The organism is Streptomyces eurocidicus, assembly GCF_002891295.1.
GTDB classification, from domain to species: Bacteria; Actinomycetota; Actinomycetes; order Streptomycetales; family Streptomycetaceae; genus Streptomyces; species Streptomyces eurocidicus.
In genome coordinates, this window is record NZ_LGUI01000010.1 from 335430 (window position 1) to 361503 (window position 26074).

At 72.5% G+C, this 26074-nt stretch carries 22 protein-coding genes, 1 pseudogene and 1 riboswitch; of the genes and pseudogenes, 5 read left to right on the forward strand and 18 right to left on the reverse strand.

Annotation, left to right across the window (positions count from 1 at the left end):
- Position 1: 1 nt before the first annotated feature.
- Positions 2–919 carry a LysR family transcriptional regulator gene (locus AF335_RS27715; protein ID WP_102921158.1) on the reverse strand — a complete coding sequence of 306 codons (918 nt, stop codon included), beginning with the start codon at positions 917–919 and terminating at the stop codon, positions 2–4.
- A gap of 74 nt (positions 920–993) precedes the next feature.
- Here AF335_RS27715 and AF335_RS27720 point away from each other — a divergent pair, with 74 nt between their 5' ends.
- Positions 994–1995 (forward strand): DMT family transporter, encoded by a 1002-nt coding sequence (locus tag AF335_RS27720; protein ID WP_102921159.1) that lies wholly within the window; start codon positions 994–996, stop codon positions 1993–1995.
- Positions 1996–2074: 79 nt separating this feature from the next.
- Here the strand turns inward: AF335_RS27720 and AF335_RS27725 are convergent, their stop codons facing one another.
- The 4 genes from AF335_RS27725 to AF335_RS27740 all read right to left on the reverse strand — a co-directional run bounded on the left by AF335_RS27725 (position 2075) and on the right by AF335_RS27740 (position 5680).
- The gene (locus tag AF335_RS27725; RefSeq protein ID WP_102921160.1) at positions 2075–3088 is read right to left on the reverse strand and encodes a DMT family transporter; all 1014 of its coding nucleotides are present in this window, start codon (positions 3086–3088) and stop codon (positions 2075–2077) included.
- Between the two features lie 160 nt (positions 3089–3248).
- Positions 3249–4268, reverse strand: coding sequence for an EamA family transporter (locus AF335_RS27730; RefSeq protein ID WP_102921161.1), 1020 nt, complete (start codon positions 4266–4268; stop codon positions 3249–3251).
- A 44-nt stretch (positions 4269–4312) separates the two neighbouring features.
- Positions 4313–4474 carry a Clp protease N-terminal domain-containing protein gene (locus AF335_RS36735; protein WP_425329130.1) on the reverse strand — a complete coding sequence of 54 codons (162 nt, stop codon included), beginning with the start codon at positions 4472–4474 and terminating at the stop codon, positions 4313–4315.
- Positions 4475–5062: 588 nt separating this feature from the next.
- A complete protein-coding gene (locus tag AF335_RS27740) occupies positions 5063–5680 on the reverse strand; it encodes a PadR family transcriptional regulator (RefSeq protein WP_102921162.1) in 618 nt (205 codons plus the stop codon).
- 158 nt (positions 5681–5838) lie between these two features.
- Between AF335_RS27740 and AF335_RS27745 the strand changes: the two genes are divergently transcribed.
- Entirely contained in the window at positions 5839–6654 is an 816-nt protein-coding gene (locus tag AF335_RS27745; RefSeq protein WP_102921163.1) for a PhzF family phenazine biosynthesis protein, read from the forward strand.
- 51 nt (positions 6655–6705) lie between these two features.
- Here AF335_RS27745 and AF335_RS27750 read toward each other — a convergent pair whose 3' ends face one another.
- Both AF335_RS27750 and AF335_RS27755 read right to left on the reverse strand, forming a co-directional pair.
- Positions 6706–7518 (reverse strand): CPBP family intramembrane glutamic endopeptidase, encoded by an 813-nt coding sequence (locus AF335_RS27750; protein WP_376697877.1) that lies wholly within the window; start codon positions 7516–7518, stop codon positions 6706–6708.
- 465 nt (positions 7519–7983) lie between these two features.
- Entirely contained in the window at positions 7984–9486 is a 1503-nt protein-coding gene (locus AF335_RS27755) for a glutamate-cysteine ligase family protein (RefSeq protein WP_102921164.1), read from the reverse strand.
- Positions 9487–9982: 496 nt separating this feature from the next.
- On the opposite strand from AF335_RS27755, the gene AF335_RS27760 reads away from it, so the two are divergent.
- Complete coding sequence (locus tag AF335_RS27760) at positions 9983–10570, forward strand: hypothetical protein (protein WP_102921165.1); 588 nt, start codon at positions 9983–9985, stop codon at positions 10568–10570.
- A gap of 305 nt (positions 10571–10875) precedes the next feature.
- Positions 10876–11082, forward strand: coding sequence for a DUF5999 family protein (locus AF335_RS27765; protein ID WP_184743938.1), 207 nt, complete (start codon positions 10876–10878; stop codon positions 11080–11082).
- Between the two features lie 205 nt (positions 11083–11287).
- On the opposite strand, the gene gcvP is transcribed toward AF335_RS27765, so the two are convergent.
- Positions 11288–14179 (reverse strand): aminomethyl-transferring glycine dehydrogenase, encoded by a 2892-nt coding sequence (gene gcvP / locus AF335_RS27770; protein ID WP_102921167.1) that lies wholly within the window; start codon positions 14177–14179, stop codon positions 11288–11290.
- Between the two features lie 188 nt (positions 14180–14367).
- A riboswitch (glycine riboswitch) is annotated at positions 14368–14475 on the reverse strand.
- Between the two features lie 163 nt (positions 14476–14638).
- On the opposite strand from gcvP, the gene AF335_RS27775 reads away from it, so the two are divergent.
- Positions 14639–15025: a PRC-barrel domain-containing protein gene (locus tag AF335_RS27775; protein ID WP_102921168.1), complete on the forward strand. Its 387-nt coding sequence runs from the start codon at positions 14639–14641 to the stop codon at positions 15023–15025.
- A gap of 481 nt (positions 15026–15506) precedes the next feature.
- Here AF335_RS27775 and AF335_RS27780 read toward each other — a convergent pair.
- From AF335_RS27780 to clsA, 10 genes and pseudogenes are all read right to left on the reverse strand, one after another.
- A pseudogene (locus AF335_RS27780) lies at positions 15507–16867 on the reverse strand (DNA polymerase IV); the annotation flags it as partial.
- 132 nt (positions 16868–16999) lie between these two features.
- Positions 17000–17614 (reverse strand): MerR family transcriptional regulator, encoded by a 615-nt coding sequence (locus tag AF335_RS27785; RefSeq protein WP_102921169.1) that lies wholly within the window; start codon positions 17612–17614, stop codon positions 17000–17002.
- 181 nt (positions 17615–17795) lie between these two features.
- Positions 17796–18269 carry a bifunctional nuclease family protein gene (locus AF335_RS27790; protein ID WP_030874883.1) on the reverse strand — a complete coding sequence of 158 codons (474 nt, stop codon included), beginning with the start codon at positions 18267–18269 and terminating at the stop codon, positions 17796–17798.
- A gap of 52 nt (positions 18270–18321) precedes the next feature.
- On the reverse strand, positions 18322–19116 hold the full coding sequence (gene ftsR / locus AF335_RS27795) for a transcriptional regulator FtsR (protein ID WP_102921170.1): 795 nt from the start codon (positions 19114–19116) through the stop codon (positions 18322–18324).
- Between the two features lie 44 nt (positions 19117–19160).
- Positions 19161–20024 (reverse strand): double zinc ribbon and FHA domain-containing protein, encoded by an 864-nt coding sequence (locus tag AF335_RS27800; RefSeq protein ID WP_102921171.1) that lies wholly within the window; start codon positions 20022–20024, stop codon positions 19161–19163.
- A 106-nt stretch (positions 20025–20130) separates the two neighbouring features.
- On the reverse strand, positions 20131–20937 hold the full coding sequence (locus AF335_RS27805; protein ID WP_102921210.1) for a DUF881 domain-containing protein: 807 nt from the start codon (positions 20935–20937) through the stop codon (positions 20131–20133).
- Positions 20938–21353: 416 nt separating this feature from the next.
- On the reverse strand, positions 21354–21686 hold the full coding sequence (locus AF335_RS27810; protein WP_049715989.1) for a small basic family protein: 333 nt from the start codon (positions 21684–21686) through the stop codon (positions 21354–21356).
- On the reverse strand, positions 21683–22582 hold the full coding sequence (locus AF335_RS27815; RefSeq protein WP_184743932.1) for a DUF881 domain-containing protein: 900 nt from the start codon (positions 22580–22582) through the stop codon (positions 21683–21685). Before AF335_RS27815 ends, AF335_RS27810 begins: the two co-directional genes overlap by 4 nt.
- A 106-nt stretch (positions 22583–22688) precedes the next feature.
- Positions 22689–25184, reverse strand: a complete 2496-nt coding sequence (locus AF335_RS36315; RefSeq protein WP_102921173.1) for a mannose-1-phosphate guanyltransferase — start codon at positions 25182–25184, stop codon at positions 22689–22691.
- Between the two features lie 116 nt (positions 25185–25300).
- The gene (clsA, locus tag AF335_RS27825; RefSeq protein ID WP_102921174.1) at positions 25301–25891 is read right to left on the reverse strand and encodes a cardiolipin synthase ClsA; all 591 of its coding nucleotides are present in this window, start codon (positions 25889–25891) and stop codon (positions 25301–25303) included.
- Between the last annotated feature and the right edge of the window lie 183 nt (positions 25892–26074).

A 26074-nucleotide genomic window follows, 5' to 3' on the forward strand; every position in this document is an offset into this window, starting at 1 on the left:
CTCACACCTCCGCGGGCTCGCCGGAGATCCGGGAGCCCGCCGTGCGCAGGACGTCCACCGCCGCGCGGATCGACGGGCGGCGGTCGGCGTCGGCCCGCCAGATCGCGTAGACATGGCGGCGCATCGTGTGCCGCACGGGCACCACGCGTACCCCTTCCGGCACCGGACCCCGGCCCAGCCGGGGCGCGACGGCGACGCCGAGCCCGGCGGCGATCAGGGCGAGCTGGGTGTGGTGCTCCTCGGCCATATGGGAGATGCGGGGCTCGATGCCCTTGCCGCGCAAGGTGAACATCAGCCAGTCGTGGCAGAACTCGCCGCAGGGCCAGGAGACCCACTCGTCGTCGGCGAACTCCTCCAGGTCCACCTCCGCGCGGTCCGCGAGCGGGTGGCCGACGGGCATCGCCACATCGGCGGGGTCGTCGAGGATCGGGGCCTTGGCGAGCCCGTCCGGCACGGGCAGCGGCTTGTTGTACCAGTCGAGGACGACGGCGAGGTCGATGTCGCCGCGCACCACGCGCTGCACGGCCTCGCCCGGCTCCATCTCCTCCAGCCTGGCGCGCAGCTGCGGGTGCGCGGTGCGCAGCTCGGCGAGCGCGGCGGGGAAGAGGCCGCGGGCGGCGGTGGGGAAGGCGCCGAGCAGCAGCTCGCCGACGGCCTGGCCGCGCTGCGCCTCCAGGTCGGCCTGGGCCAGCTCGACCTGGGAGAGGATCCGCGAGGCGTGCTCGGCGAGCAGCCGCCCGGCGTCGGTGAGGCGCACCCCGCGGCCCTGCTTCGCCAGCAGCTGCTGGCCGGTCTCCCGCTCCAGCTTGGCGAGCTGCTGGGAGACGGCGGAGGTCGTCACATGGAGCCCGTCGGCGGCGGCGCTGACGGAGCCATGACGGGCGACGGCGTTGAGGGTCCGCAGACGATCCAGGTTCATGTAAGCAATGCTACGCGATTAACCATACAATTATTTGCTTGTTCTAATGGGTTTGAGTCGTCATTGTGGTGTCCATGAGCACCACGAGCCACGCCGCCCGCAGATCCCCCGCCGGCCCCCCGTCATCCCCCCAGGCCGACCCGGCCCCCACTCCCCCGCCGGCCCGGCGGCAGGGTTCCGGCATCGACTGGCGGATCCGGTTCGGCGCGCTCGCCCTCATCTGGGGGTGCAGCTTCCTCTTCATCAAGCTCGGCACCGACGGCTTCGCGCCGCTGTACGTCTCGCTGGGCCGCATGGTGTTCGGCACGGCGGTGCTGCTCGCGGTGGTCGCTGTGAAGCGGGAGCGGCTCCCCTCCGGCGCGCGCGTCTGGGGCCATCTGGCCGTCGCGGCCTTCCTGCTCAACTCCCTTCCCTTCACCCTCTTCGCCTACGCCGAGCTGCGTGTCTCCTCCACGCTCGCCGGCATCTGCAACGCGACGACCCCGCTGTGGGGCATGGCGCTCTCCCTGGTCGCACTGTCGGACGACCGGCCGACCCGGCGCCGCGTCGCCGGGCTCGGCATCGGCTTCCTCGGCGTCCTCACGGTGCTCGGCGCCTGGCAGGGCTTCTCCGGCCAGGACCCGGCGGGCACGCTGATGGCGCTGGTCGCCTCGGCCAGCTACGCGGTCGGCTGGGTCTACGTCCGGCGCCACCTCTCCTCGGCCGGCGGCTCCCACCTGGCGACGTCCGGAAGCCAGCTGCTGGTCGGCACCGTCCAGCTCGCCGTCGTCGCCCCGCTGTTCAGCCCGCTGCCGACGTCCTTCCCGGCCGTGCCGCTGCTGGCCGTCCTCGCCCTGGGCGCGCTCGGCACCGGCTTCGCCTTCCTCGTGCAGTACGGGCTGGTCGCCGAGGTCGGGCCGACGACCGCGACCCTGACGACGTACTTCATCCCGGTCGTCGCGACCGTGGCCGGAGTGGCCCTGCTCGGCGAGGACCTCTCCTGGAACACCCCGGTCGGCGCCGCGATCGTCCTCGCGGGCGCGGCTCTCACCCAGAGCAGGCCCAAGCCGAAGGCCGACGGCGGACAGCGGTCGTAGCGCCTCCGCGCGGGGGCCGGTCACGGAGGTCTCCGTGACCGGCCCCCGCGCGTTCACCGGGCGGCGCCGCCCGGCCGGCTCACCGCTCCCCGGCGACCCCGGCCGCGACGGCCGGGGTCCCCGAGCCGCGCGCCTCGGCGACGGCCAGGGCCGCCACCGCGCAGAGCAGGACGACGGTGCCCGCCGCGGTCGCGGCGGTGAGCCGCTCGCCGAGCAGGAGCACCGCGATGGCCGCGGCCGTCACCGGCTCCAGGAGGGTGATCACCGAGACGGTGGTGGCCCGTACGACGACGAGTCCCGCGAAGAACAGCCCGTAGGCCAGCGCGGTCGGCACCGTCACCAGATACCCCGTCAGCCACAGGGTGCGGCCGAGCTCCCGCGTCTGCGGCCACAGCCCCTCGGCGGCCGCGAACGGCAGCAGGGCCACCGTGCCCACCACGAAGGACGACACCGTCGTGGTGAACGGGTCCGTCGCCCGGCCCTGGTGCTCCAGGGAGCGCGCGTAGAGGGTGACGACCGCGTAGCCCGCGGCGGAGAGCAGCGCCAGCGCCACGCCCACCGGGCGCACCGCGCCCGTTCCGTCGTTGCCCAGCATCAGCACGGCCAGGCCGGTGAAGGCGCCGGCCACCGCCAGCACACCGCCGCCGCCCAGCCGCTCGCCCATGAAGACCCTGCCGCCGATCGCGACCAGCACGGGCGCCGCGCCGAGGGTGACCACGGTGCCGACCGCGATGCCGGTGCTCTCCACGGCCCCGAAGTAGGCGACCTGGAAGACGGTCAGGGCGAGTCCGGTGACGAGGGTCCGCGCCGCCCTGCGCGGCAGCGTCTCGCCGGGCCGCCGGGTCCGCCGGGCCGCTCCGGCGGAACGCCGCCGGAGCGGGATCCCCACCGCCAGCAGCAGGAGGAGACCGCCGGCCGTGCGCCAGAAGGTCAGCGCGACGGGGCCGAGGCCGCTGCCGTCCATGACCAGGTCGGCGGTGGCGCCGGTGGTGCCCCAGGAGGCGGCGGCCACGGCGACGTAGAGCAGCCCCCGGCCGACCGGTATACCGGCGGCGGCCGAGGGCGCGTCAGAGGTGAGAGGGTTTTCGGGCATGACTGTTCTCCCGCGGGAAGACATGGGGTGGATGGCCTGGTGTCCTCTTGCGGGCAGCGGCGATCCGCCCAGGGCGACACCCTGGGCCCGGTCCTCCGGGAGCGGCCGCCCGCGCTAGGCGGCGGGAGGCGGCAGAACGGTCATCGGCATGATCGGGAGCCTACGTCCGCGGTGATCCGGCCGACAACTCCCTTTCGCCGGCCCCGGCGGCCGGGCCACCGGCCGGACCCGCACCGGAGCCGCCGACCGGCCCTTCGGCCGGGGCCTTCGGCGTCGAGGACTGGGCGATGAAGGCGCCCAGCAGCACCACCGCGCCACCGGCGATCTGCGGCGCGGAGAGCGTCTCGCCGAGCAGCACCCAGGCGAGCACCGTCGCGATGACAGCCTCCAGGCAGGCGACGACGCCGGCGACCTGCGGCGAGAGGCGGCGTACGGAGAGGACGCCGGTGACGTAGGCGGCCACGGTGGCGATCAGCACGATCCAGCCGAGCAGCAGCGCGGCGGGCAGCCGGGTGCCGTCCATCCCGGCGTCCCCCGCGAGCACGGACCAGTCCATGCCCCACGGGCGGGAGACGGCGGTGAGGACGAGGGCGCCGAGCAGCAGCCCGTAGGCGATGACGCCGACCGGGTCGGCGGGCTCCTCGCCGTCGCTGCCGTGGTCGGCGAGGACGAAGTAGCCCACCTGGCAGCAGGCGGCGCCGAGGGCCAGCAGGAGGCCGACGACGTCGAAGCCCAGCCCCGACCACACCTCCACCACGCAGGCGAGGCCGCCGACGGCGAGGACGACGCCCACGGCGGCGGCCCGGCTCACCGGGCGCCGCTGGACGAACCGCACCCAGCCCAGCACCAGGGCGGGGGCGAGGTACTCCACCAGCAGGGCCACGCCGACGGGGATGCGGGATATCGCGGCGAAGTAGCACGCCTGCACGCCCGCGACGGCCAGCAGGCCGAAGCCCGCGAGGAGCCCGGGGCGCCGGGTCACCAGCGCCCGGTGGCGCCAGGCGACAGGCAGCATGACCAGGGCCGCCCCGGCCACCCTGAGCCAGACGACGTGGAGCGGGTCCAGACCCGCGAGGATCAGCGGCTTGGCCGCGACACCCGACCCGCCGAACGCCAGCGCGGACACCAGGGCCAGGCCCAGTCCGGCGCTTCTCCCCCGAGAGACCTCAGACGCGTGCATCGGAGCATCATGTCAGCCGACGACAGGACCGTCATCCTTTTCACTCATGGCATTTCTCCGGCGGGGCGCACCCCGCCGGACCCCGGGTCCCGCCGGGGGACGCCGTCGAGCCCGGCGACCAGCGCGCCGGGGTCGATCCCGGCCCGGCGCAGCACCTCGGCGGCCCGGCAGTCGCGGTCCCGGGCGAGGGCGGCGAGCAGGTCCACGCCCGCCACCCGGTCGGCGCCCGCGCGCGGGCCCGGACGGCCGCGCCTCCAGCGCGGCCGCGGCGGGCGGCGACCAGCCGGGCGCCCGGCTGTCGGAGCGGGCCGGCAGCGCCCCGGAGTCCTCGGCCGTGCCGCTCCAGCGCAGCCCGTAGCCGATCGCGCGCTGGACGAGATAGCCCAGCAGCCGTACGACACGGCCCGTGCCGCCGTCGAGGACCAGGCGCGTCTCGGGGTCCGCCTCCAGGAGGGTGTGCAGCAGGTGCGCGGTGTCGATCTGCCGGTCGCCGTCGCGGACGGCGCGCCTGCGGGCGCCCGCGACCACCGAGGCCAGTTCGACGCTGAGCCGGTCCTCACAGGCGGTGCCGGCCGGTCCGATGTCACGTGTACGGCTTTGCACCCTCCCACCCCATCAGTCACGCGCTGTCCGGTCATCCCCGCCGGGGAGCATTCGCGCATCCGACGCCGGTTGGGCGCGCACGGCTCCGCCCTCATCCTTGAGGAGGATGAGGGCGGATCGGGTGTCAGGGGTGCCGGCGCTCCGGAGCGGCGGCACCGGCGGGCCCGGCCGACGGGCCGGGCTCGCGCGGATCAGCTCTCGTCGGCCAGGATCAGATACAGCTTCCTGCGCGATTCGTCGATCACGTCGAGCGCCTTCCGCCGCTGCTCCTCGCTGCCGGTCTTCCAGACCTGGCCGAACGCCTCGAGCAGCTTGAAACCGGCCTGCCGGACCTCCTGGGCGCCTTCCCAGCCGGCCCCCCGGCCGACCTCCTCCCAGGGGGCGGCGGAGCCGGTGTCGGCCTCGGCACGCCCGGCGTCCGTGAGGGTGAACAGCTTCTTGCCGCCCTCGCTCGCGCTCTCGATCAGGCCCTCGTCCTCCAGCATCTGGAGCGTGGGGTAGACCGAGCCCGGGCTGGGCTTCCAGGCCCCGGCACTGCGCTCGGCGATCTCCTGGATCATCTCGTAGCCGTGCATCGGCCGGTCCTTGAGCAGGGCCAGGATCGACGCGCGGACGTCACCGCGCCGCGCCCTGCCGCCCGGACCGCCGCGGCCCCGGCCCCGCGGGCCGCCGAAGGGCGGCCCGCCGAAACCCGGCCCGAACGGCCCGAAGGCCGCGCGGCGCCCCTCGAACTCACCCGGCCCCCGGCGGCCGCCGCGGCCGTGGTGCTCCCGCCCGTACTCGTCTCCGTGTCCATGTGAACGCCACATGACGTCTCTCCCCTCGTCGGTCGGTATCGCAGAACTCCTTCGATCAGTCGCGATACGTCAACGATATATCGGTAACACTCGTTCGGCAACGCCTCGCGGGCCAGATTCCGGAGATTGGCTCTGGCCTGCGGCTTTGCCCGTTCCGATACGGTCCGGGCATGCGGATTCGAATCGTCGACGCCTTCACCGACCGACCCTTCGCCGGCAATCAGGCCGGGGTCCAGCTCCTCGACACGGACGGCTTCCCCGAGGACGCCCGGCTCCAGCGGATCGCCGCCGAGCTCAACCTCTCCGAGACGGCCTTCGCGCACCGGCTGCCGGCCGGCGGGGAGGCGGACTGGGCCCTGCGCTGGTTCACCCCGACCACCGAGGTCGACATGTGCGGCCACGCCACGCTCGCCACCGCGCACGTCCTGCACACCACGGGCACCGCCACCGGCACCGTCCGCTTCGCCGCGCGCTGCGGGATCCTCACCGCGACCGCCCACCCGGACGGCTCCGTCACGCTGGACTTCCCGACTTCGGAGCTCATTCCGACGGCCGTCCCCGACGGGGTCGCCGAAGCGCTCGGCACCGAGCCCCTCGGCGCGTACGGCACGAGCGCGCACGTCGGCGACCTGCTGATCGAGCTCGCCGACGAGAAGACCGTACGGACCCTGGACCCCGACATCCCGGCGCTCGCCCGGCACTCGCGGCGGGGCATCATCGCCACCGCCGCCGCCGAGGACCCCGGCCGCGGCTACGACTACCTCTCGCGCTGCTTCTTCCCCAACGTCGGGATCGCCGAGGACCCGGTGACCGGCAGCGCGCACACCGCCCTGGCCCCCTTCTGGTCCGCCCGCCTGGGCCGCGACGACCTGACGGGGCTCCAGGCGTCCGCCCGCACCGGGCTCGTACGCACCGCGCTGCGCGGCGACCGCACGCTGCTCACCGGCAGGGCGGTCACCGTCGTCGAGGGCGACCTGCTCGTCTGACGACTCCCCCGGCGGCCCCGGGCGTTCCCCGCCCCGGGGCGCGCCCCGGGGTCAGGCCGTGGGCAGCCAGTCCACCTTGCCCGCGAGCAGGGCGTAGCCCACGAAGGCCACGATGTCGATCAGCGCGTGCGCGGCGACCAGCGGTCCGACCCGCCCCCATCGCCGGTAGAGCAGCACGAACACCACGCCCATCGCCATGTTCCCGACGAACCCGCCGACCCCCTGGTACAGGTGGTACGAACCGCGCAGCCCGGCGCTCGCCGCCAGGGCCGCGGCCGGGGTCCAGCCCAGCTGCCCGAGCCTGCGCAGCAGATAGCCGACGACCACGACCTCCTCCAGGACCGCGTTCTGCACGGCGGAGGCGATCAGCACCGGCAGCTTCCACCAGACGTCGGGCAGCGACTCGGGCACCACGGTGAGGTTGGCGCCGGCCGCGCGCGCCCCGAGGTAGAGGAACAGCCCGGTGCCGCCGATCACCGCCGCGAGACCCGTCCCCCGGGTGAGGTCGAACCCGGGGCGCGACCGGTCGAGGCCCAGCGTCCGGAGGCCGCCGCGGGCCGGGTCCTCCCGCAGCAGCAGGTGCGCCACGAGGAGGACGGGCACCAGCGCGGTCGCGATGCCGAAGACCTGCCAGGAGAGGTCCAGCCACGGCCGGCCGGGGGCGTGCGAGGCGTTGAGCCGCGCGGCCTGGTCCTTGAGCCCGCCCGGCCGGGTGAGCGCGCCGACAAAGCTGATCAGCGCCGAGACCCCGCTGGCGCCCAGCGACAGCGCCAGGACGAGCGCGGTCTCGGAGCGCAGCAGGCGCCGCCGGGACGCCTCGCCGGACACCTCGCCGGACAGGGGCCCGGCGGGCGCCTCCGCCAGGATGCCGCCCTCGTCCCGCGCGTTCCGCCGCACAACCGCCTCCGCTCCACGTGCCCCGGCCCGCCCGGGAGGCCGGGCCGTCGTCACAGCTTGCCCGACGGCCACGCGACGGTGCGGCAGGGGGCACCGGTGCGGCCGGGCGCCGACGTGGAGATCGGCCCGTACCGGTGCCGGCCCGCTTCGGCTCGTACCGGCCGGTGCCTCCGTCCGGCCCGGAGGGGCCCGCATTGGTACGAGGCACCCCGTACGGGGCGGGCACCGGCCCGCCTTCGGCCCGGGGAACGCCCACGCCCGCCTGGGACACCCGTACCGGCCGACACCGACCCACCTTCGGCCCGGGGGACGCCCGCGTCCGTCCGGGAGACACCCGTACGGTCCGGCACCGGCCCGCCTTCGGTCCGGAAGGCGCCCGCATCCGTCCGGGACACCCGTACCGGCCCGGAGGGCACCCCGTACCCGCCCGGGTCAGTCCGCGATCCCCGGCGGCCAGGTGTGCACGGGCTCGCCCGTCCGCATCAGCTCGCAGTAGCGGCGGGTGGTCACGGCCAGCGCCTTGTCCCGGTCCAGGCCCTGTTCCAGCGCGCGGTGGTAGGTGTCGACCTGCCAGGAGGCGCCGTTCGCCCTGCGGCGGCAGCGCTCCTCGACGACCCCGAGGTAGCGGTCCCGGTCGGCCGGTTCCACCCCCCACGCGTCGAGCCCGGCGGCCGCCAGCGGCAGCAGTTCCTCCTGGACGAGCCGGACGGCGGGCATCCGGGCCAGCCCGCCGGCCCGGCCGGGCTTCGGCCAGCGCAGCCAGGCGTCGATGCCGTGGCGGCACGCGGTGTCGAAGTTGTCCGCGGCGACCCCGAAGGGCATCCGCGTCCAGACCGGCCGGGGCTCCTCCGCGAGCGCCCGGACCACCCCGTAGTAGAAGGCGGTGTTGGCCATGACGTCGGTGACGGTGGGGCCGGCCGGCAGCACGCGGTTCTCCACCCGCAGGTGCGGAACACCGTCGGCGACCGCGTAGACCGGCCGGTTCCAGCGGTAGATCGTGCCGTTGTGCAGGGTGAGTTCGTAGAGCTCGGGCACCCCGCCCTCGGCCAGCACCCGCACCGGGTCCTCGCCGTCGGAGAGGGGCAGCAGGGGCGGGAAGTAGCGGAGGTTCTCCTCGAACAGGTCGTAGGCCGAATCGATCCAGCGCTCGCCGAACCAGGTGCGCGGGCGGACGCCCTGCGCCTTGAGCTCGGGCGGACGGGTGTCGGTGGACTGGACGAACAGCGGTGGGCGGGACTCGCGCCACAGCTCCCGGCCGAAGAGGAAGGGGGAGTTGGCGCCGACGGCGATCTGCGCGGCCGCGACGGCCTGCGCGGCGTTCCACACGGCCGCGAAGCGCCTCGGGGTGACCTGGAGGTGCAACTGCACGGAGGTACAGGCGGCTTCGGGGGCGATGGACGCGGCGGTGCAGGTCAGCCGCTCCACGCCCTCGATCTCGATGGTGAAGTGCTCCCCGCGCGCGGCGAGCACCTGCTCGTTGAGCATCGCGTAACGGTCGGCCTCGGAGAGGTTCGCGGAGACCAGATGACCGTCCCGGAGGGTCGGCAGAATACCGATCATCACAATGCCGGAATCCACTTCCATCGCTTTGCGGTCGGCATAGGACAACCCCGTCCGCAACTCCTCCGCGAGCTGATCGAGCACCCGCCCGGACAGCCGGTGCGGAACAATGTTCACCTCAAGATTGAAACGTCCGAGTTCGGTCTGGAAATCCCCACTGGCGATACGTTTCAGCACTTCGGTGTTCACCATGCTCGGCATACCGTCGGGCCCCGCGAGATTCAGCTCGATCTCCAGGCCCACAAGGTTCCGGGGACGGTCGAACCGCTTCTCCGCCAGCAACCTCGCCAACACGTCCAGGCATTGCCGGAGCTTGTCCCGGTGGCGCTGCCGGTCGGGGAGAGCGAACCGCTCGGCCACGACCTTCTCACCCATCGCGGCGTCCTTCCTCGCACGGGTCACCCGGGGCGCCGGCCGCCCGGGTCACGATCGATGATGCCCAGCCATTGTGATCGATAACGCCCCGCCGGACCCGTCTACCCGGTAGGCTCGGCAGTACGCACGCGTTGGCACATTCCGCGGGCAAGGAACAAAACTCCGTATTTCCGCACGCCGCTGGTGATAAACACCGACGAGATCCGGCCTACCCTGCCCGGGATATCACACGAGGTCGCGCGCGCGAACCCGGCACAGAATCACCGAAATCCCCCCTGGACAAGGCCCGGATTTCCTCTTGCGGGAAATACTCACGACAGCTAGCCGAAACACCATGTGAACATGTGTCGTATAAACTTCGCTGACGAGGCAGAGAGCAGGCGCCCCGGCCCCGGTGAGTCGGTACGGTCCCCGGCCCCCCTCTGACCCCGCACGCCGACAGCGTCGTCCGCACCTGCCCAGCACAACGTGTCTCCGAAGTGAGAGGCGACCCATCATGCCGCTGCATGTCCTCCCTGCCCCCGCGCCTGCCCTGCTCAGCATCGTCACCGCCCTTGGCTCCCCCACCGCCGTGCGCGAGGCCCGCACCCCTTCCCTGAAGTCCGCGCAGGGGCCCCTGACGCCCGAACTCCCCTTGCCCGTACACCTCCTGGAGCGGGACACCCACCGCGGCGGCACCCCGCGCACCCGGCTCACCGGCTGGCGCTTCCACATCCGCAGCGGCGAGCGGGCGGTGGCGGCGGCCGACACGGCACCCACGGCGGACGGCTGGGCGTTCTCCCACTTCTTCGAAGGCCCCTACCTCGCCTCGACCGAGCGCGCGCTGCGCCAGGCCGAGGCCCTGACGACGCCTTACCAGCCCAGGCTGCTGTCGGTCCCGGAGCTCTACATGCTCACGCTCTGGCTGCACGGCGACACCGCCGCCGACGCGGCGTCCGGGCTGCCGGCCCCCGGCGATCTGCTGGTGCCCCTCGCCCCGGCACCACCGGGCATCGCCGCCCACCGGCCGCACCGCTTCGGCGACCTGCTGCCCGTCATCTCGCTGCGGCTCACGCCGCCACCGCTGCTGAAGACGCCCGCCTGACGCGGGTCCGACGTGCGGAAGCCCCGCGGCCGGACACCGTGCCGCGGGGCGCACACCTGTGCTCACCCTCGCGGACTAGCCCGTGCCGACCATGCCGGACCACCCGAAGCGGCGGTACGGCCGGTGGCAACCGCCCGCATGGGTGACGCGTCCTCATCCAGTGAGGAGCGCTGCCGGGAAATCCCTGCGGAATCACGCCCGTGGGGCAACACTGGTATCGACCAACCGATTCGCCTACGGGGGGCGGCATGACCACCGCATCGAGCCGCAGGACAGCCACCACATCAGAGCGAAAGATCCCTTCCATGTGCCAGCACCAGCCCGCGTGTCCCACCGCCGACTCCACCGACCGGGAGGCCGCCCATCTGGTGGCGCACCACCCGGAGCAGGGCTGGAGCCTGCTGTGCAACGGCGTCCTCTGCTTCGAGGACACCGGTGAGCTGCTGCCGGACGGTCAGATCATCGCACCGCACCGGCCATTGGACGCGGATCACGTGGTGACCGCTGCCTGATACCGGCATCCACGCACCGCCGCACACGCGACACCGGCACGACCGTACGACCGCACGCATACGCGGAAGAACAGCACAGAAGAACGGCACAGAAGAACAGCACAGAAGAACAGCACCACGCACACGAAGGGGCCGGCCCGGCGCACTCGCCGAACCGGCCCCGACCCGGGTCCCGGAGAGGACCCGTCCTAACTCAGCGGGCCTCTCAGCCCTCGTACTCCTCCATGGGCGGGCAGGAGCACACGAGGTTGCGGTCACCGTAGGCGCCGTCCACCCGGCGCACCGGCGGCCAGTACTTGTCGGCGGACACCCCGGCCGGGAAGGCGGCCTCCTCGCGGGTGTACGGGTGCTCCCACTCACCGGTCACCGAGGCGGCGGTGTGCGGGGCGTTCCGCAGCGGGTTGTCGTCCTTGGCCCACTCCCCCGAGCCGACCTTCTCGATCTCGGCGCGGATCGCGATCATCGCCTCACAGAAACGATCCAGCTCGGTGAGGTCCTCGCTCTCCGTCGGCTCGATCATGAGCGTGCCGGCCACCGGGAAGGACATCGTCGGCGCGTGGAAGCCGTAGTCGATGAGCCGCTTGGCGACGTCGTCCACCGTCACGCCGGTCGCCTTGGTCAGCGGCCGGAGGTCGACGATGCACTCGTGCGCGACCAGGCCGCCCGGGCCGGTGTAGAGCACGGGGTAGTGCGGCTCCAGCCGCTTGGCGATGTAGTTGGCGCCCAGCACCGCGACCTGGGTGGCGCGCTTGAGGCCCTCGCCGCCCATCAGCCGGACGTACGCCCAGGAGATCGGCAGGATGCCCGCGGAGCCCCACGGGGCGGCCGAGATCGGGCCCACGCCCGTCGCCGGGCCGGCGGTGGGCTGGAGCGGGTGGTTGGGCAGGTACGGCGCCAGGTGGGCGCGGACGCCGACCGGGCCGACGCCGGGACCGCCGCCGCCGTGCGGGATGCAGAAGGTCTTGTGCAGGTTCAGGTGCGAGACGTCGCCGCCGAACTTGCCCGGCTTCGCCACGCCCACCAGGGCGTTGAGGTTCGCACCGTCCACGTACACCTGACCGCCGGCCTCGTGCACGGCCGCGCAGATGTCGGCGACGTGCTCCTCGAAGACACCGTGCGTGGACGGGTAGGTGATCATCAGCACGGCGAGCTCGTCGCGGTGCTTCTCGATCTTGGCGCGCAGGTCCTCGGCGTCGACCTCGCCGTCGTCCGCGGTCTTGACGACGACGACCTTCATGCCGGCCATCACGGCGCTGGCGGCGTTGGTGCCGTGCGCGGAGGACGGGATCAGACAGACGGTGCGCTGCTCGTCGCCGTTGGCGCGGTGGTAGGCGCGGACGGCCAGCAGGCCCGCGAGCTCGCCCTGCGAGCCGGCGTTCGGCTGGATCGAGACCTTGTCGTAGCCGGTGACCTCGGCGAGCCGCTCCTCCAGCTCGGTGATGAGCGTGACATAGCCCTGGGCCTGCTCGACCGGTGCGAAGGGGTGCAGCGCGCCGAACTCCGGCCAGGTGACCGGCTCCATCTCGGTGGTGGCGTTGAGCTTCATGGTGCAGGAGCCGAGCGGGATCATGCCCCGGTCGAGGGCGTAGTCCCGGTCCGCGAGGCGGCGCAGGTAGCGGAGCAGCGCGGTCTCGGAGCGGTGCTGGTGGAAGACCGGGTGGGTGAGGTACTCGTCGGTGCGCAGGAGGCCCTCGGGGAGCGTGTCGGCCACCGAGGCGTCGAGCGCGTCGAGGGTCTCGATGTCCGCGGCCACCCCGAAGGCGGCCCAGACCGCGGCCAGCTGAGCGCGGGCGGTGGTTTCGTCGCACGCGATGCCGACCCGGTCGGCGTCGACCAGGCGGAGGTTGACCCCGTTGCCGCGGGCCGCCGCCACGACCTCGGCCGCCCGGCCGGGGACCCGCGCGGTCAGGGTGTCGAAGTACGCGCCGTGCACGATCTCGACGCCGCCGGCCCGCAGTCCCTCGGCGAGCAGCGTGGCGTAGCGGTGCGTGCGGCGGGCGATCGAGGCGAGGCCCTCCGGGCCGTGGTAGACGGCGTACATACCGGCCATCACGGCGAGCAGCACCTGGGCGGTGCAGATGTTGCTGGTGGCCTTCTCGCGGCGGATGTGCTGCTCGCGCGTCTGCAAGGCGAGGCGGTACGCCTTGTTGCCGTCCGCGTCGACGGAGACGCCGACGAGGCGGCCGGGCAGGCTGCGCGCGAACTGCTCGCGCACGGCCATGAATCCGGCGTGCGGGCCGCCGAAGCCCATGGGCACGCCGAAGCGCTGGGTGGTGCCGACGGCGATGTCCGCGCCGAGCTCGCCGGGCGAGGTCAGCAGGGTGAGGGCGAGCAGGTCGGCGGCGACGGTGACGATCGCGCCGAGCTCGTGGGCGCGCTCGATGACCGGGCGGAGGTCGCGCACGGCGCCGGACGCGCCGGGGTACTGGAGCAGGACGCCGAAGACGCCCCGCTCGGCGATCTCCTCGGGGATGCCCTCGGAGAGGTCGGCGACGACGACCTCGACCCCGGTGGGCTCGGCGCGGGTCTCGATCACGGCGACGGTCTGGGGCAGGGTGTCGGCGTCGACCAGGAAGACGCCCTGCTTGACCTTGCCGACCCGGCGGGAGAGCGCCATGGCCTCGGCGGCGGCGGTGCCCTCGTCGAGCAGGGAGGCGCCGGAGGTCGGCAGTCCGCTGAGCTCGGCGACGACGGTCTGGAAGTTGAGCAGGGCCTCCAGCCGGCCCTGGGAGATCTCCGGCTGGTACGGCGTGTAGGCCGTGTACCAGGCGGGGTTCTCCATGACGTTGCGCAGGATCACCGGCGGGGTGAACGTGCCGTGGTAGCCGAGGCCGATCATCGGGGCCAGGACCTGGTTGCGGTCGGCCAGCGTGCGCAGCTCGGCCAGGACCTCGGCCTCGGTGCGGGCGGCGGGCAGGGCCAGCGCCTCGGTGCTCTTGATCACGTCCGGCACGGCGGCGGCGGTGAGTTCGTCGAGCGAGCCGAAGCCGACCTGGGCGAGCATCTTGGCCTGGGCCCCGGCGTCGGGCCCTATGTGGCGCTGCTCGAAGGGCGTGCCCCGCTCCAGGTCGGAAAGGGAGATGCGGTGGGCTGTCATCTGCGGAGGCCTCCTGGTCATTGCGACCTGCGAGGGGTACCACGGCGCGGGTACCCGGACGGCCTCCCCCTCTGTCATCTCAACCTGAGAGCTTCACCGAGCCGCCTCACACGGCCCGGCTTTCACCGTCGGTGAGGACGGGCTTCGGTGTGGTGCCTGACCGGGCCCGCCCTGCTTTCCAGAGTGACCTCGTCCATGCGGTACGGGTGCCTGAGAGATTCCGGGGAGGATTTGCTCCTTCGGCGTCTCCGGAGAAGCCGGTGAGGGCTCTCGGAAGACTCTCCCGCACGGGGTCTGCGGCCATTCGTCAGCCTACCAGCGTGGCTTTGGGCAGAGCCTCCGAGTGGCCGGTTCCCGCTTTGTGCCTTTTCGTTGGTGTCGGGGGACGTTGCCAGGGGGCCAGGGCTCGGCCGGGGCCCCTGGGGCACTCGGGGCTTCGCGCGACCCTTGGGAGGAACGGTGCAGAGTGATATCGATCCACGGAGCCTGATCGGCCGCAAGGCGTTCGACCGTCACGGCGCGAAGATCGGCACCGTGGACGAGGTGTATCTGGACGACGCGACCGGGGAGCCGGAGTGGGCGGCGGTCCGCACCGGGCTCTTCGGCCGGGACGCCTTCGTGCCACTGGGGCCGAGCGAGGCCGTGGACGACGCTCTGCGCATCCCCTACGAGCGGTCGCTGATCAAGGACGCGCCGGACTTCGGGGTCGGCCGCCATCTCTCCCCGGAGCAGGAGCTCCAGCTCTACCACCACTACGGGCTCGCCCTCCCCGCACCGGACGCCCCGCCCCCGGCCGGCGCCCCCTCCGACGAAGGGCTCGGCACCGTCAACGGCGCGGGCGGCTGACCCTCCGCGCAGGCGGGGCCGGCCGCGCTCGCGGCCTTCTCCGCACCCGCGACCCCTTGGGCTTCCGGAGGACCCTCCGGCCTCAGAATCTCCTGCACGCCAACGGGGGGCTCCGCATCAGCGGGGTCCTGCGCATCCACGGGGAGCTGCACGCCGGCAGGACCTTCCCCGCCCACGGGGAGCGGCGCGTTTACGAGATCCCCCCGATCACGGGCGCCTCCGCACCTGCGGGCCCGTACACGCCCACAGAACGCTCCGTACCCACGGGGTCCTCCCCGCCCACAGCGCCCTGCGTGCCCATGCGCCCCGCCCCGCCCGCGGGGAGCCGCTGCCCATCTGCGGGACCCTCCTCACTCACGGGCGCCTCCGCACCTGCGGGCCCTTGCACGCCCGCCGACCCGTACCCGCCCACGGGGCCTTCCCCGCCTGCAGGATCCTGCGCGTCCGCACAGCCCTCCCCGCCCACGGGGATCCGCGCCCTGATCAGCGGAAGCGGCTCACCCGGTTCCAGCTCGGGGTCGTCGACGGCGAAGGTCCGCACCCGGCCGGGCTCCGACCAGGGCTGTTCGAAGCGCACCGTGACCCGGCCGACGCCGCTGCCCTGGATCCAGCCGGCCCCGTACACGCTGTGCCGGACGTCCAGCCCGGGCAGCCAGCGCCGGGGCCGCTCCGGGGCCGCCCCCTCGCCCTCCGCCCCGGGCGCCGCCTCGCCCGGCGCCGGGCCGCGCCCCCGGCCGCCGGGAGCTCCGCCACCGCGGCGGCCGCCTCGCTCGCCGCCTGGGCGAAGAGGTCCTCCTGGGTGTAGTCGGCGAGGCCGGTGACGCCCACCCCCAGCAGCCGCACGCCCGCCGTGGTGTCCACGCCGTCGAGCAGCCGCGCGGCCGCCTCCCGCACCACGCCGGGGTCGTCGGTCGGCCCGCGGAGCGTCTCCGAACGCGTCAGCGTCGAGAAGTCGTAGCGCCGCACCTTGATCACTACCGTGCGGCCGGAGCGGCCCGCCGCGCGCAGCCGCTGCACGCACCGGTCGGCGAGGCGGGCGAGCTCCAGCTGGACCCGGGTCCGGTCGGTCACGTCCTCCTCGAAGGTGTCCTCGACCGACACCGACTTGGCGTCCCGCTCGGCGACTACGGGGCGGTCGTCGTGCCCGGTGGCCAGGGCGTACAGCCCCGCGCCGTGGGCCTTGCCGAGGAGTCGCACCAGCTCCGCCTCACCCGCCTCCGCCGTCTCGGAGACGGAGGTGATCCCGGACCGGCGCAGCGTCTCGGCCGTGGCGGGGCCCACGCCCGGGATGGCGCGCACGGACATGGGGCCCAGCAGTTCCCGCTCGGTGCCGGGCTCGATGAGGAAGAGGCCGTCGGGCTTGGCCTGCTCGGAGGCGATCTTGGCGAGCATCTTGGACCCGGCGAGGCCGACCGAGCCGGTGAGGCCCGTGGCCGCCAGGATGTCGCGCCGCAGCCGCTCCCCCACGGCCCGGACGGCGGCCGACGAGGGCTCGACGCCGCCCGCTTCGAGGTCGACGAACGCCTCGTCGAGGCTGAGGGGCTCCACCAGCGGCGACAGCGCGCCGAGCAGCCCCATGACCACCTCGCTGACCTGTCGGTAGACGGAGAAGCGCGGGGTCAGATAGGCGGCGTTGGGGCAGAGCCTGCGGGCCTGGGCCGTGGCCATCGCGGAGCGGACGCCGAAGACCCGCGCCTCGTAGGACGCGGTGGCGACCACGCCGCGCGGGCCGATGCCGCCGACGACCACGGCCTTCCCGCGCAGGCTGGGCTTGGCCGCCTGCTCCGCCGAGGCGTAGAAGGCGTCCATGTCCAGGTGCAGAATCGTCGGTGCGGCTCTCACACCACCGATGCTGCCGCACACCACTGACAATCGCGCTGATGTACCAGGCGATTTCGGTGGTTCCGGGCGGTTCCCGGAGGATCCGCGCCCCTCGCCGGGGCGCGGCGGTCCTCACCGGGGCGCGGGCGGTCCTCAGCCGGCCCGGTTGCGGCGCCTGGCCAGCTCGTCCGCGGGGTTGTGGCCGACCAGGGTCTCGCCGGTGTCCACGCGCTCCCCGTGCAGCTGGGAGAGCACCGCCTCGACATCCCGCCAGACGACGCCGACGGCGATGCCGAAGACGCCCTGCCCGCCCTGGAGGAGGTCCACGACCTCGTCCGGGGACGTGCACTCGTAGACCGTCGCGCCGTCGCTCATCAGCGTCATCTGCGGCAGGTCCTCCATGCCGCGCGAGCGCAGATGCTGAACGGCGGTGCGGATGTTCTGCAGCGAGACACCGGTGTCCAGCAGCCGCTTCACGATCTTCAGGACGACGACGTCCCGGAAGCTGTAGAGCCGCTGGCTGCCCGAGCCGTAGGCCGGCCGGACACTCGGCTCGACCAGGCCCGTACGCGCCCAGTAGTCCAGCTGGCGGTAGGTGATCCCCGCCGCCGCGCAGGCCGTCGGCCCGCGATACCCGATCTTGTCGGTCTCCGGCCCCTGCGGTGCGCCGGCCGCCGCCGGGATGACATGACGGGAGGGCTGTTCGACCGCCCCCCCGTACAGCGGAAACGGACTGCCGACCGCCGTACCGTCGCCCATGCTTCTCACGCCGACCTCCGTCCTTGACCTGCCTTCACGACGGTAGGCAGTCACCCGGGGTGCGTCAACGATCGCCACACTCGGCACGCCGAGTGATAATCACCCAGAGAGTGGTTTTACGTATCCCCGCGCCGGGAAAGGCTATTCGAATGCGCCCCTGCGCCCCGGGCTCAGCGGCCCGGTCCGCGCCTCACTGGCTGTTGGTGCCGAAGTCCTCCGGCGAGATCTGGTCGAGGAATTCACGGAACTTCTCGACCTCGTCCTCCTGCTCGTCCGGGATGGCGATCCCCGCGTCGTCCAGCACACCGTCGCTGCCGTAGATCGGCGTGCCGGTGCGCAGCGCCAGCGCTATGGCGTCGGACGGCCTGGCGCTGACCTCCACCCCGCTGGCGAAGACGAGCTCCGCGTAGAACACGCCCTCCCGCAGGTCCGTGATGCGGACCTCGGTGAGCTGCTGCCCGACCGCTTCCAGCACGTCCTTGAACAGGTCATGGGTCAGCGGACGGGCCGGTGCCATGCCCTGCTGGGCGAAGGCGATGGCCGTAGCCTCTCCCGGTCCGATCCAGATCGGGAGGTAACGGTCGCCTCCCACTTCACGCAGGAGCACGATCGGCTGGTTGGAGGGCATTTCCACCCGGACACCCACGACATCGAGCTCGTTCACACAGCAACCCTAGGACGTGCCCGGCAGGTTTGGGTAGTCGGGCACTCGCCGGTCAGTGCGAACCCGCGCGCAGAGCGGCCTGCACGAGCGCCGCGTGGAGCCTTACGGACAGCGCCGCGAGCTCGCGCGCGGTGGCCTCCGCATGCGCCCTGGTCTGAGGGTTGCGGTGCCTGCGCAGCGGTGCGACCAGTTGTTCGACCAGGTCGGCCTGGCGGTCGGCGGCGGCCCGCATGGCACGCAGATGCCGGGGCTCCAGCCCGAAACGGCCCAGGTCCGCGACGAGCTTCGCCACCGCGACGGAATCGGCGTGGAATCCGCCGTCCGGGTGGGCGGCGATCAGGCCGTACGACTCCCACTCCACCAGCTCACTCTCCGTGACGCCGGTGGCGCTCAGCAGCTCCGCGCGGCCGATCCGGACCGCCGTGGGACGGCCCGGGGCGGCCCGCGCCGGGTCCTCCGGCCCGACCGTGCCCTCGGCGCCCTCGGACCCCGCCTCCAGGGCGTCCAGGGCGTCCCGGGGCTTACCGGGGGCGGGCAGCTGCGACCGCTCCCCCCTGGCGAGGGCGTCGAGGTGCTCCCTGATGACCTTCAGCGGCAGATAGTGGTCCCGCTGCATCCGCAGGACGTATCCGAGCCGCTCGACGTCCGCCTCGCTGAACTTGCGATAGCCGGACGGGGTGCGCTGCGGCTCCACCAGGCCCTCCGCCTCCAGGAAGCGGATCTTGGAGATGGTGACCTCGGGGAACTCGTCGCGCAGCAGGTTGAGCACCGTGCCGATGCTCACCAGCCGCCCGTCCTGGCCGGCGGCGCCGGGGGATCCGGCACCGCCCGACGGTGTTCGAAGCATGGCCCTTCCTGGAGGTCTCTCCCCGGACGGCGTCCGGGGGAGGATCAGATGCCTCGCTGGCTGCCGTAGAAGACCAGACGGTACTTGCCGATCTGCACCTCGTCGCCGTTCTGCAGGGCGACCGAGTCGATCCGCTCGCGGTTGACGTAGGTGCCGTTGAGGCTGCCGACGTCGGCGACGGTGAAGCCGCCGTCCTGGCCTCTGCGGAACTCCACGTGCCGCCGGGAGACGGTGACGTCGTCGAGGAAGATGTCGCTCTGGGGGTGCCGGCCCGCCGTGGTCAGATCGCCGTCCAGGAGGAAGCGGCTGCCCGAGTTCGGCCCGCGCCGCACCACCAGCAGGGCGGAGCCCAGCGGAAGGGCGTCGACCGCGGCCTGGGCCTCGGGCGAGAGCGTCGGGATCGGCGTCTGGCCGGTGGCCTCCGAGTCATACGCCTCGAGACCGGAGATGGAGATCGTCGACGTGGTCTCCGAGGCACGCTCGGCCACGGCGCCCGGCCGCAGCGGCGCGCCGCAATTGGAGCAGAACCGGCTGGCCTCGGCGTTCCGGTGGCCGCACCTCGTACATACCGGCAAGGCATACCCTCCACCCGCGCTTGAGGTCGCTGGTGCTCCGAAACCTATGGGCCCACCTGCGGCGGGGTCAACAGCGGACCCGCCGTGTCCGTGCTGGACATCGCCGGACCCACCCACCTGGTCCCGGAACAGCGGGCGCCCTTCCTGAGCGCCTTCCCCGCCTTCCGCGGGGCGCGACGCCCGGTGGCGGGCGGAATTGCCGCCCTCCTGGCGTGCGCTCTTGCCGAACAACTTCGCAAACAACTTCACGGGCGATTCCCCTTGACCGAAACAGACCCGCCCGTGGGGCAGGACAAACCCTCGATGCACACACCGTCCGACCTGGACATCCATACAACGTCCGTGGTCAACAGACAGTTTCCACCACGCACCCTCGACTTGGTGCGCCGACCCCCCGCAACCTCGTGGCCTCCGCGTGAAGCCCCCATGCCCGCCCGCCTCACTGCGATGACGACCGAGCGTAGTCAGGCCGCTTCGCCGGGCGCAAGGCGTCGACAATGATCTTCTCAGACCGCTGGACCGTGATGCCCGCCCGCTCCTTCTCCAGAGTCTGCACCACTCCCCCGGGGATGTTCAGGGCCGGCTCCAGGTCCTGCGGCTTGCCGATCACCTTGAACCGGTAGGGCTGGGAGACCTTTTTGCCATCGATCTCCACCTTCCCCGCCGCGCCCGAGAAATAGCTGTCGGCGGCGATCCGTACGTCGTTGATCTGGATCGCTTCCGCGCCCGCGGCGCGCAGCTCCTGGAGGGCGTCGAGCAGTTTGTCCGGCTCGACCGCCCCCTTGGGATCGCTCACCGTGAGCTCGATGCCGGGCCCCTGGGCCGCCACGGTACCCGCGAGGATCCCGAGCTGCTGTTCCTTCTGCGCGGTCTGCTTACGGGCCTCCGCGGCCTGGTTGGAGCTGCTCTCCAGCTCGGTGCGCTGCCCCTCCAGGCGCCGCTTCTCGTCCTCCAGCCGCTTGGTGCGGTTGTCCAGCTCGTCCAGGATCCGGACCAGGTCCTCCTGGCGGGCGCCGCGCAGGGCGCTGCTGTCGTTGGTCGACCGGACCTGGATGGCGAGGCCGAGGCCGAGCACGCAGAGCAGCACGGCGACGGTGAGCTGGGCCCGGGTCACCCGGGGCGGCCACAGGCCGTTCACCAGGCGCTGACGCCCGGTCAGGGGCGGCGCGGCGGGGGGCGCCGGCGGGATCCCGGGAGCGGTCCCCGGCAGCGGCCCGGATTCCTCCTCGGGCCGGGGGCCGGCCACGGGTCCGGGTTCGGCCGCCCGCTCGGGCCGGGGCCCGGGCGGCGGCTCAGAACCGGTCGCCGGACCGGTCGCCGGACCGGGCCCCGATTCCGCTTCCGGTTCCCCGCCGGCCTCGGGCGGTACGGCCGCGGCCGACCGCTCCGGCTCACCGGCCTTCTTGGACAGCCGCGGGGTCTTCGGCCGCTTCGGCTCGTCCGGCCGCCGCTTCGCGGCCTTCGGCTCCTCCCCCGGCGCCTCACCGGGTTCCGCGGCGGGAGCGTTCCCGGGCGCGTCGGCGGGCACATCCTCGGGGGCCCCGGCGGGGCCCCCGGCGGCCGGTCCGCCCGGCGTACCGGCGGGCCGGCCACCGGACGCTCCGGCGGGCTTCTCGGTGCGCTCCGGCTCGTCCGGGGTGCCGTCGTCGGTGCTCATCCCGCTCACGCCCGGAAGACGTGCCGCCGGATGGCGGCCGCGTTGGAGAAGATCCGGATGCCCAGGACGACCACGACGCCGGTGGACAGCTGCGCCCCGACGCCGAGCTTGTCACCGAGGAAGACGATCAGCGCGGCCACCACCACGTTGGACAGGAAGGAGACGACGAACACCTTGTCGTCGAAGATCCCGTCGAGCATCGCGCGGAGCCCGCCGAACACCGCGTCGAGCGCCGCCACGACGGCGATGGGCAGATAGGGCTCGACCGCCGTCGGCACCACGGGGCGGACGACAAGTCCGACCACGACTCCCACGACGAGGCCCAATACGGCGATCACGATGTGCCCTTCCCCTGCGGCTTTGCGTTACGTACGATCAGGCTCGGCGCGGCCGGAAGTTTGACCTCGCCCTGGGCGGAGATGCTCGTGCGGACCCCGTAGCTCTGCTGGAGGACACGGAGGTACTGCCCGTCGGCGCTGCGCTGAAAGGCGGTCACCAGCCGCTCTCCGTCCCCGACCGCCAGCACCGTGTACGGCGGCGGCAGCGGCTTGTTGTCGACCAGTATGGCGTCACCCGCGGCCCTGATCGCGGACAGCGCCGTCAGCCGCTGTCCGTTCACCGCGATCGCCTCCGCCCCCGACTGCCACAGACCATTGACGATCCGTTGCATGTCGCGGTCGCGCACCCGGCCCGTGTCGGAGAAGCCGCTGCTCTCGCGCGGCCCGCCGGCACCACTCTGCTTGGTCTGCTTGGCGTCGTCGACGACCAGCTTGACGCCGGGCCCCTGCACGGCGGTGGCCCCGGCGAGCAGGGCCACCAGATCGGCCTTGTCCCCGCCGTGCCTCTCCAGCACGTCACGCTGCTTGGTGCCGACGGCGTCCCGGAGGGTGTCGACGTTCTTCTGCAGCGCGTCCGCGTCGGAGGACTCCTTCTGGATGCGGTCGATCAGCTGCTGGCGCTCCTTGGCCAGTGTCGGAGCCGATATCCGCGCCTGGGCCGCGCCCAGCGTCACCACCACCGCGGCGAGCAGCAGCGCGGCCGCCAGCCCCAACTTGGCACGCAGGGCGGTCGGCAGGCGCTGCCCGCCCGCCGCGGCGCGCCGGGCCGCCGCCTCGGCGTAGCCCTCGTCGAGGCTGTGGTCCATCACATTGGTCAGCAGCGACATCGAGGCATCGGGGCGCGGGGACGGCGTTGCCGTCCTCCGAACGGGGGGCTGCTGCGACATGCCGCACATCGTCGCACGTCGGGGGCGCCGTCTCCCAATGGCCCCACCGGCGTGCCGGATCCGGGAAATGGGAAGTCGGCGACCCGCCGGGCCGTGGCCCGGCGGGTCGGGGCGGTCAGCGCCCGGCGCCGTCCACGACCGCCGACCACTCGTCGAGCAGCGCCTGGGCCGAGGCGTCGTCAGGCCCCTCGGCCCACAGGTGCGTCACGGCCTCGGCCGGGTCGGGCAGGACCATCACCCAGCGGCCGTCGGCCTCGACGACCCGGACGCCGTCGGTGATGTCCACCGAGCGGTCCCCGGCCGCCTCGACGACATGCCGCATGACGAGCCCCTTGACGGCCCACGGCGTCGCCAGGTCCCGGCGCAGCACATGGGCCCTGGGGATGCGGGCGTCTATCTGGCTGAGCGTGAGTTGCGTACGGGCCACCAGGCCGATGAGCCGTACGAAGGCGGCGGTGCCGTCGAAGACGCTGCTGGACTCGGGCACGATGAACCCGCCGCGCCCGTCCCCACCGAAGATCGTCGTCTCGGCACGGCCGACCCTGGTGAGGTCGTCGGGTGACGTCGTCGTCCACTCCACCTGGGTGCCGTGGTATGCGGCCACCTGTTCGGCGATGCGGGTCGTGGTCACCGGCAGCGCCACCTTCCCGCTGCGGCGCTCGGCCGCGACGAGGTCGAGGAGGACGAGCAGCGCCCGGTCGTCCTCGACGATGCGGCCGCGCTCGTCCACGAGCGAGATCCGCTCACCCACCGGGTCGAACCGCACCCCGAAGGCGGCCCGCGCCGACGCCACGATCTCGCCCAGCCGGACCAGGCCGGACCGGCGGGTCTCGGCGGTCTCGGTCGGGCGCGCCTCGTCGAGACCGGGGTTGATGGTGAAGGCGTCCACGCCGAGCCGGCCGAGGAGGCTGGGCAGGACGAGGCCGGCGCTGCCGTTCGACGCGTCGACCACGACCTTGAGCCCGGCCTCGGCGACCCCGCTGGTGTCGACGGACCGCAGCAGGGAGCCGGTGTAGGAGTCGTAGACGCTGGAGGGGAAGGACAGGTCGCCGATCTCGCCGGGGAAGGCGCGCCGGTACTCCTGGCGGGCGTAGACACGGTCGAGCTTGCGCTGGCCGGCCTGGGAGAGGTCGGCGCCGCGCTCGTCGAAGAACATGATGTCCACGGAGTCCGGCACCCCGGGCGAGGTTCGGATCATGATGCCGCCGGCGCTGCCCCGCGCGGTCTGCTGACGGGCGACGGGCAGCGGGACGTTCTCCAGGTCCCGGACGTCTATGGCACTGGCCTGGAGCGCGGAGATCACCGCCCGCTTGAGCGCCCGGGCGCCCCGGGAGTGGTCGCGGGCCGTGGTGACCGTCGAGCCCTTCTTGAGCGTGGTGGCGTACGCCCCGGCCAGCCGCACCGCGAGCTCCGGGGTGATCTCCACATTGAGGATGCCGGACACCCCGCGGGCCCCGAAGAGGTGCGCCTGGCCGCGGGACTCCCAGATGACCGAGGTATTGACGAAGGCGCCGGCCTCGATGGTCTTGAAGGGATAGACCCGGACGTTGCCCTGGATAATCGATTCCTCACCGATCAGGCACTCGTCCCCGATGACGGCTCCGTCCTCGATCCGGGCGGCGCGCATGATGTCGGTGTTCTTGCCGACGACACAGCCGCGCAGATTGCACTGCTGGCCGACGTAGACGTTGTCGTGGACGACGGCCTTGTGGAGGAAGGCACCGCTCTTGACGACGACGTTGGAACCCACGACGGTGTGCTCGCGGATCTCCGCGCCGGCCTCGACCTTGGCGTAGTCGCCGATGTAGAGGGGCCCGCGCAGCACGGCGTCGGGGTGGACCTCCGCGCCTTCGGCGACCCAGACTCCGGGCGAGATCTCGAAACCGTCTATGTCGACGTCGACTCTTCCTTCGAGGACGTCGGCCTGGGCCTTGCCGTAGCTCTCGTGGGTGCCGACGTCCTCCCAGTAGCCCTCGGCGATATAGCCGAAGATCGGCTTGCCTTCCTTCATCAGCTGCGGGAACACATCGCCGGACCAGTCGACGGGCACATCGGCCTCGACGTAGTCGAAGACCTCGGGCTCCATGACGTAGATGCCGGTGTTCACGGTGTCGGAGAAGACCTGGCCCCAGGTGGGCTTTTCGAGGAAGCGGTCGACCTTGCCGCTCTCGTCGACGATGGTGATGCCGAATTCCAGGGGGTTGGGCACCCGCGTCAGACAGACGGTGACGAGGGCGCCTTTCTCCTTGTGGAAACGGATCAGGTCGGTGAGGTCGAAATCGGTGAGGGCGTCTCCGGAGATCACCAGGAAGGCATCGTCCTTGAGCGCCTCCTCGGCGTTCTTGACGCTGCCCGCCGTGCCGAGTGGCTTTTCCTCGTTGGCGTAGGTGAGCTCCATGCCCAGTTCCTCGCCGTCACCGAAGTAGTTCTTGACGAGGGAGGCGAGGAACTGCACGGTCACGACGGTCTCGGTGAGTCCGTGCCGCTTGAGCAGTCGCAGCACATGCTCCATGATCGGCCGGTTGGCCACCGGCAGGAGCGGCTTGGGCATGCTCGAGGTCATGGGGCGAAGGCGCGTGCCCTCACCGCCGGCCATCACGACGGCCTTCATGTCGGAAGCGTCCTCCTCGGGAGACGACGGTCGATTCCGACTGCACGCGCCCTGGCCGGTCTGCGTATCTCACATACGGCAGCCGGCCCTGGTAAGGCTCCGGGACTCCGGCGAGGTCAGTCGGACTTGCGGTCCGCCTTCACTAGGCGACGGACCTGGACCACATAGAGGATCCCTGCCCACCAATACAGGGTTGTACCCCATCCGGCGAACGCCCATCCGAAAATCGCGGCGAGTGACGGCAACCAGCCCTCTCCATCACTGAGAAGCAGCAACGGGAACGCGTACATCAGGTTGAAGGTCGCGGCCTTGCCGAGGAAGTTCACCTGCGGCGGCGGATAGCCATGACGCCTCAGAATCCACACCATGACCAGCAGCATCGCCTCACGGGCGATCAGGGCGGCGGTCATCCAGAGCGGAAGGATCTCACGCCAGGTCAGACCGAAGAGGGTGGAAAGGATGTACAGCCGGTCGGCGGCCGGGTCGAGCAGCCGGCCCAGATTACTGATCTGGTTCCAGCGCCGGGCGAGCTTCCCGTCGAGGTAGTCGCTGACACCGCTGAGGGCCAGGACGAGCAGCGCCCACCCGTCGTGCTCCTGAAGAATCAGCCACAGGAAGAGAGGGACGCCGACCAGACGCGCCATGCTGAGGATGTTCGGGATGGTGAGGACGCGGTCGGTCTGGACTCGCGTCTCCTGGACCTCCACCCGGGGGCCTCCTGTGGGGGAAATGTACCAACGATGCCCCATGACCCTACCGTCACCCCGGTCGGGCCGTGCAGAGGGGTCGGGTGGGCAGGGGAAAAGCCCCCTAAACGCAAAAATGCCTCAGGCCCCGAGTGAAAACTCGGGGCCTGAGGCTAAAAATTGTTCGGCGGCGTCCTACTCTCC

Bases quoted from the DNA above. Each gene is read 5' to 3' on its own strand.
- AF335_RS27715 (WP_102921158.1), bottom strand. From the start codon at position 919: ATGAACCTGGATCGTCTGCGGACCCTCAACGCCGTCGCCCGTCATGGC.
- AF335_RS27720 (WP_102921159.1), top strand. From the start codon at position 994: ATGAGCACCACGAGCCACGCCGCCCGCAGATCCCCCGCCGGCCCCCCG.
- AF335_RS27725 (WP_102921160.1), bottom strand. From the start codon at position 3,088: ATGCCCGAAAACCCTCTCACCTCTGACGCGCCCTCGGCCGCCGCCGGT.
- AF335_RS27730 (WP_102921161.1), bottom strand. From the start codon at position 4,268: ATGCACGCGTCTGAGGTCTCTCGGGGGAGAAGCGCCGGACTGGGCCTG.
- AF335_RS27740 (WP_102921162.1), bottom strand. From the start codon at position 5,680: ATGTGGCGTTCACATGGACACGGAGACGAGTACGGGCGGGAGCACCAC.
- AF335_RS27745 (WP_102921163.1), top strand. From the start codon at position 5,839: ATGCGGATTCGAATCGTCGACGCCTTCACCGACCGACCCTTCGCCGGC.
- AF335_RS27755 (WP_102921164.1), bottom strand. From the start codon at position 9,486: ATGGGTGAGAAGGTCGTGGCCGAGCGGTTCGCTCTCCCCGACCGGCAG.
- AF335_RS27760 (WP_102921165.1), top strand. From the start codon at position 9,983: ATGCCGCTGCATGTCCTCCCTGCCCCCGCGCCTGCCCTGCTCAGCATC.
- AF335_RS27765 (WP_184743938.1), top strand. From the start codon at position 10,876: ATGTGCCAGCACCAGCCCGCGTGTCCCACCGCCGACTCCACCGACCGG.
- gcvP (WP_102921167.1), bottom strand. From the start codon at position 14,179: ATGACAGCCCACCGCATCTCCCTTTCCGACCTGGAGCGGGGCACGCCC.
- ftsR (WP_102921170.1), bottom strand. From the start codon at position 19,116: ATGCTTCGAACACCGTCGGGCGGTGCCGGATCCCCCGGCGCCGCCGGC.
- AF335_RS27800 (WP_102921171.1), bottom strand. From the start codon at position 20,024: ATGGATGTCCAGGTCGGACGGTGTGTGCATCGAGGGTTTGTCCTGCCC.
- AF335_RS27815 (WP_184743932.1), bottom strand. From the start codon at position 22,582: ATGTGCGGCATGTCGCAGCAGCCCCCCGTTCGGAGGACGGCAACGCCG.
- AF335_RS36315 (WP_102921173.1), bottom strand. From the start codon at position 25,184: ATGAAGGCCGTCGTGATGGCCGGCGGTGAGGGCACGCGCCTTCGCCCC.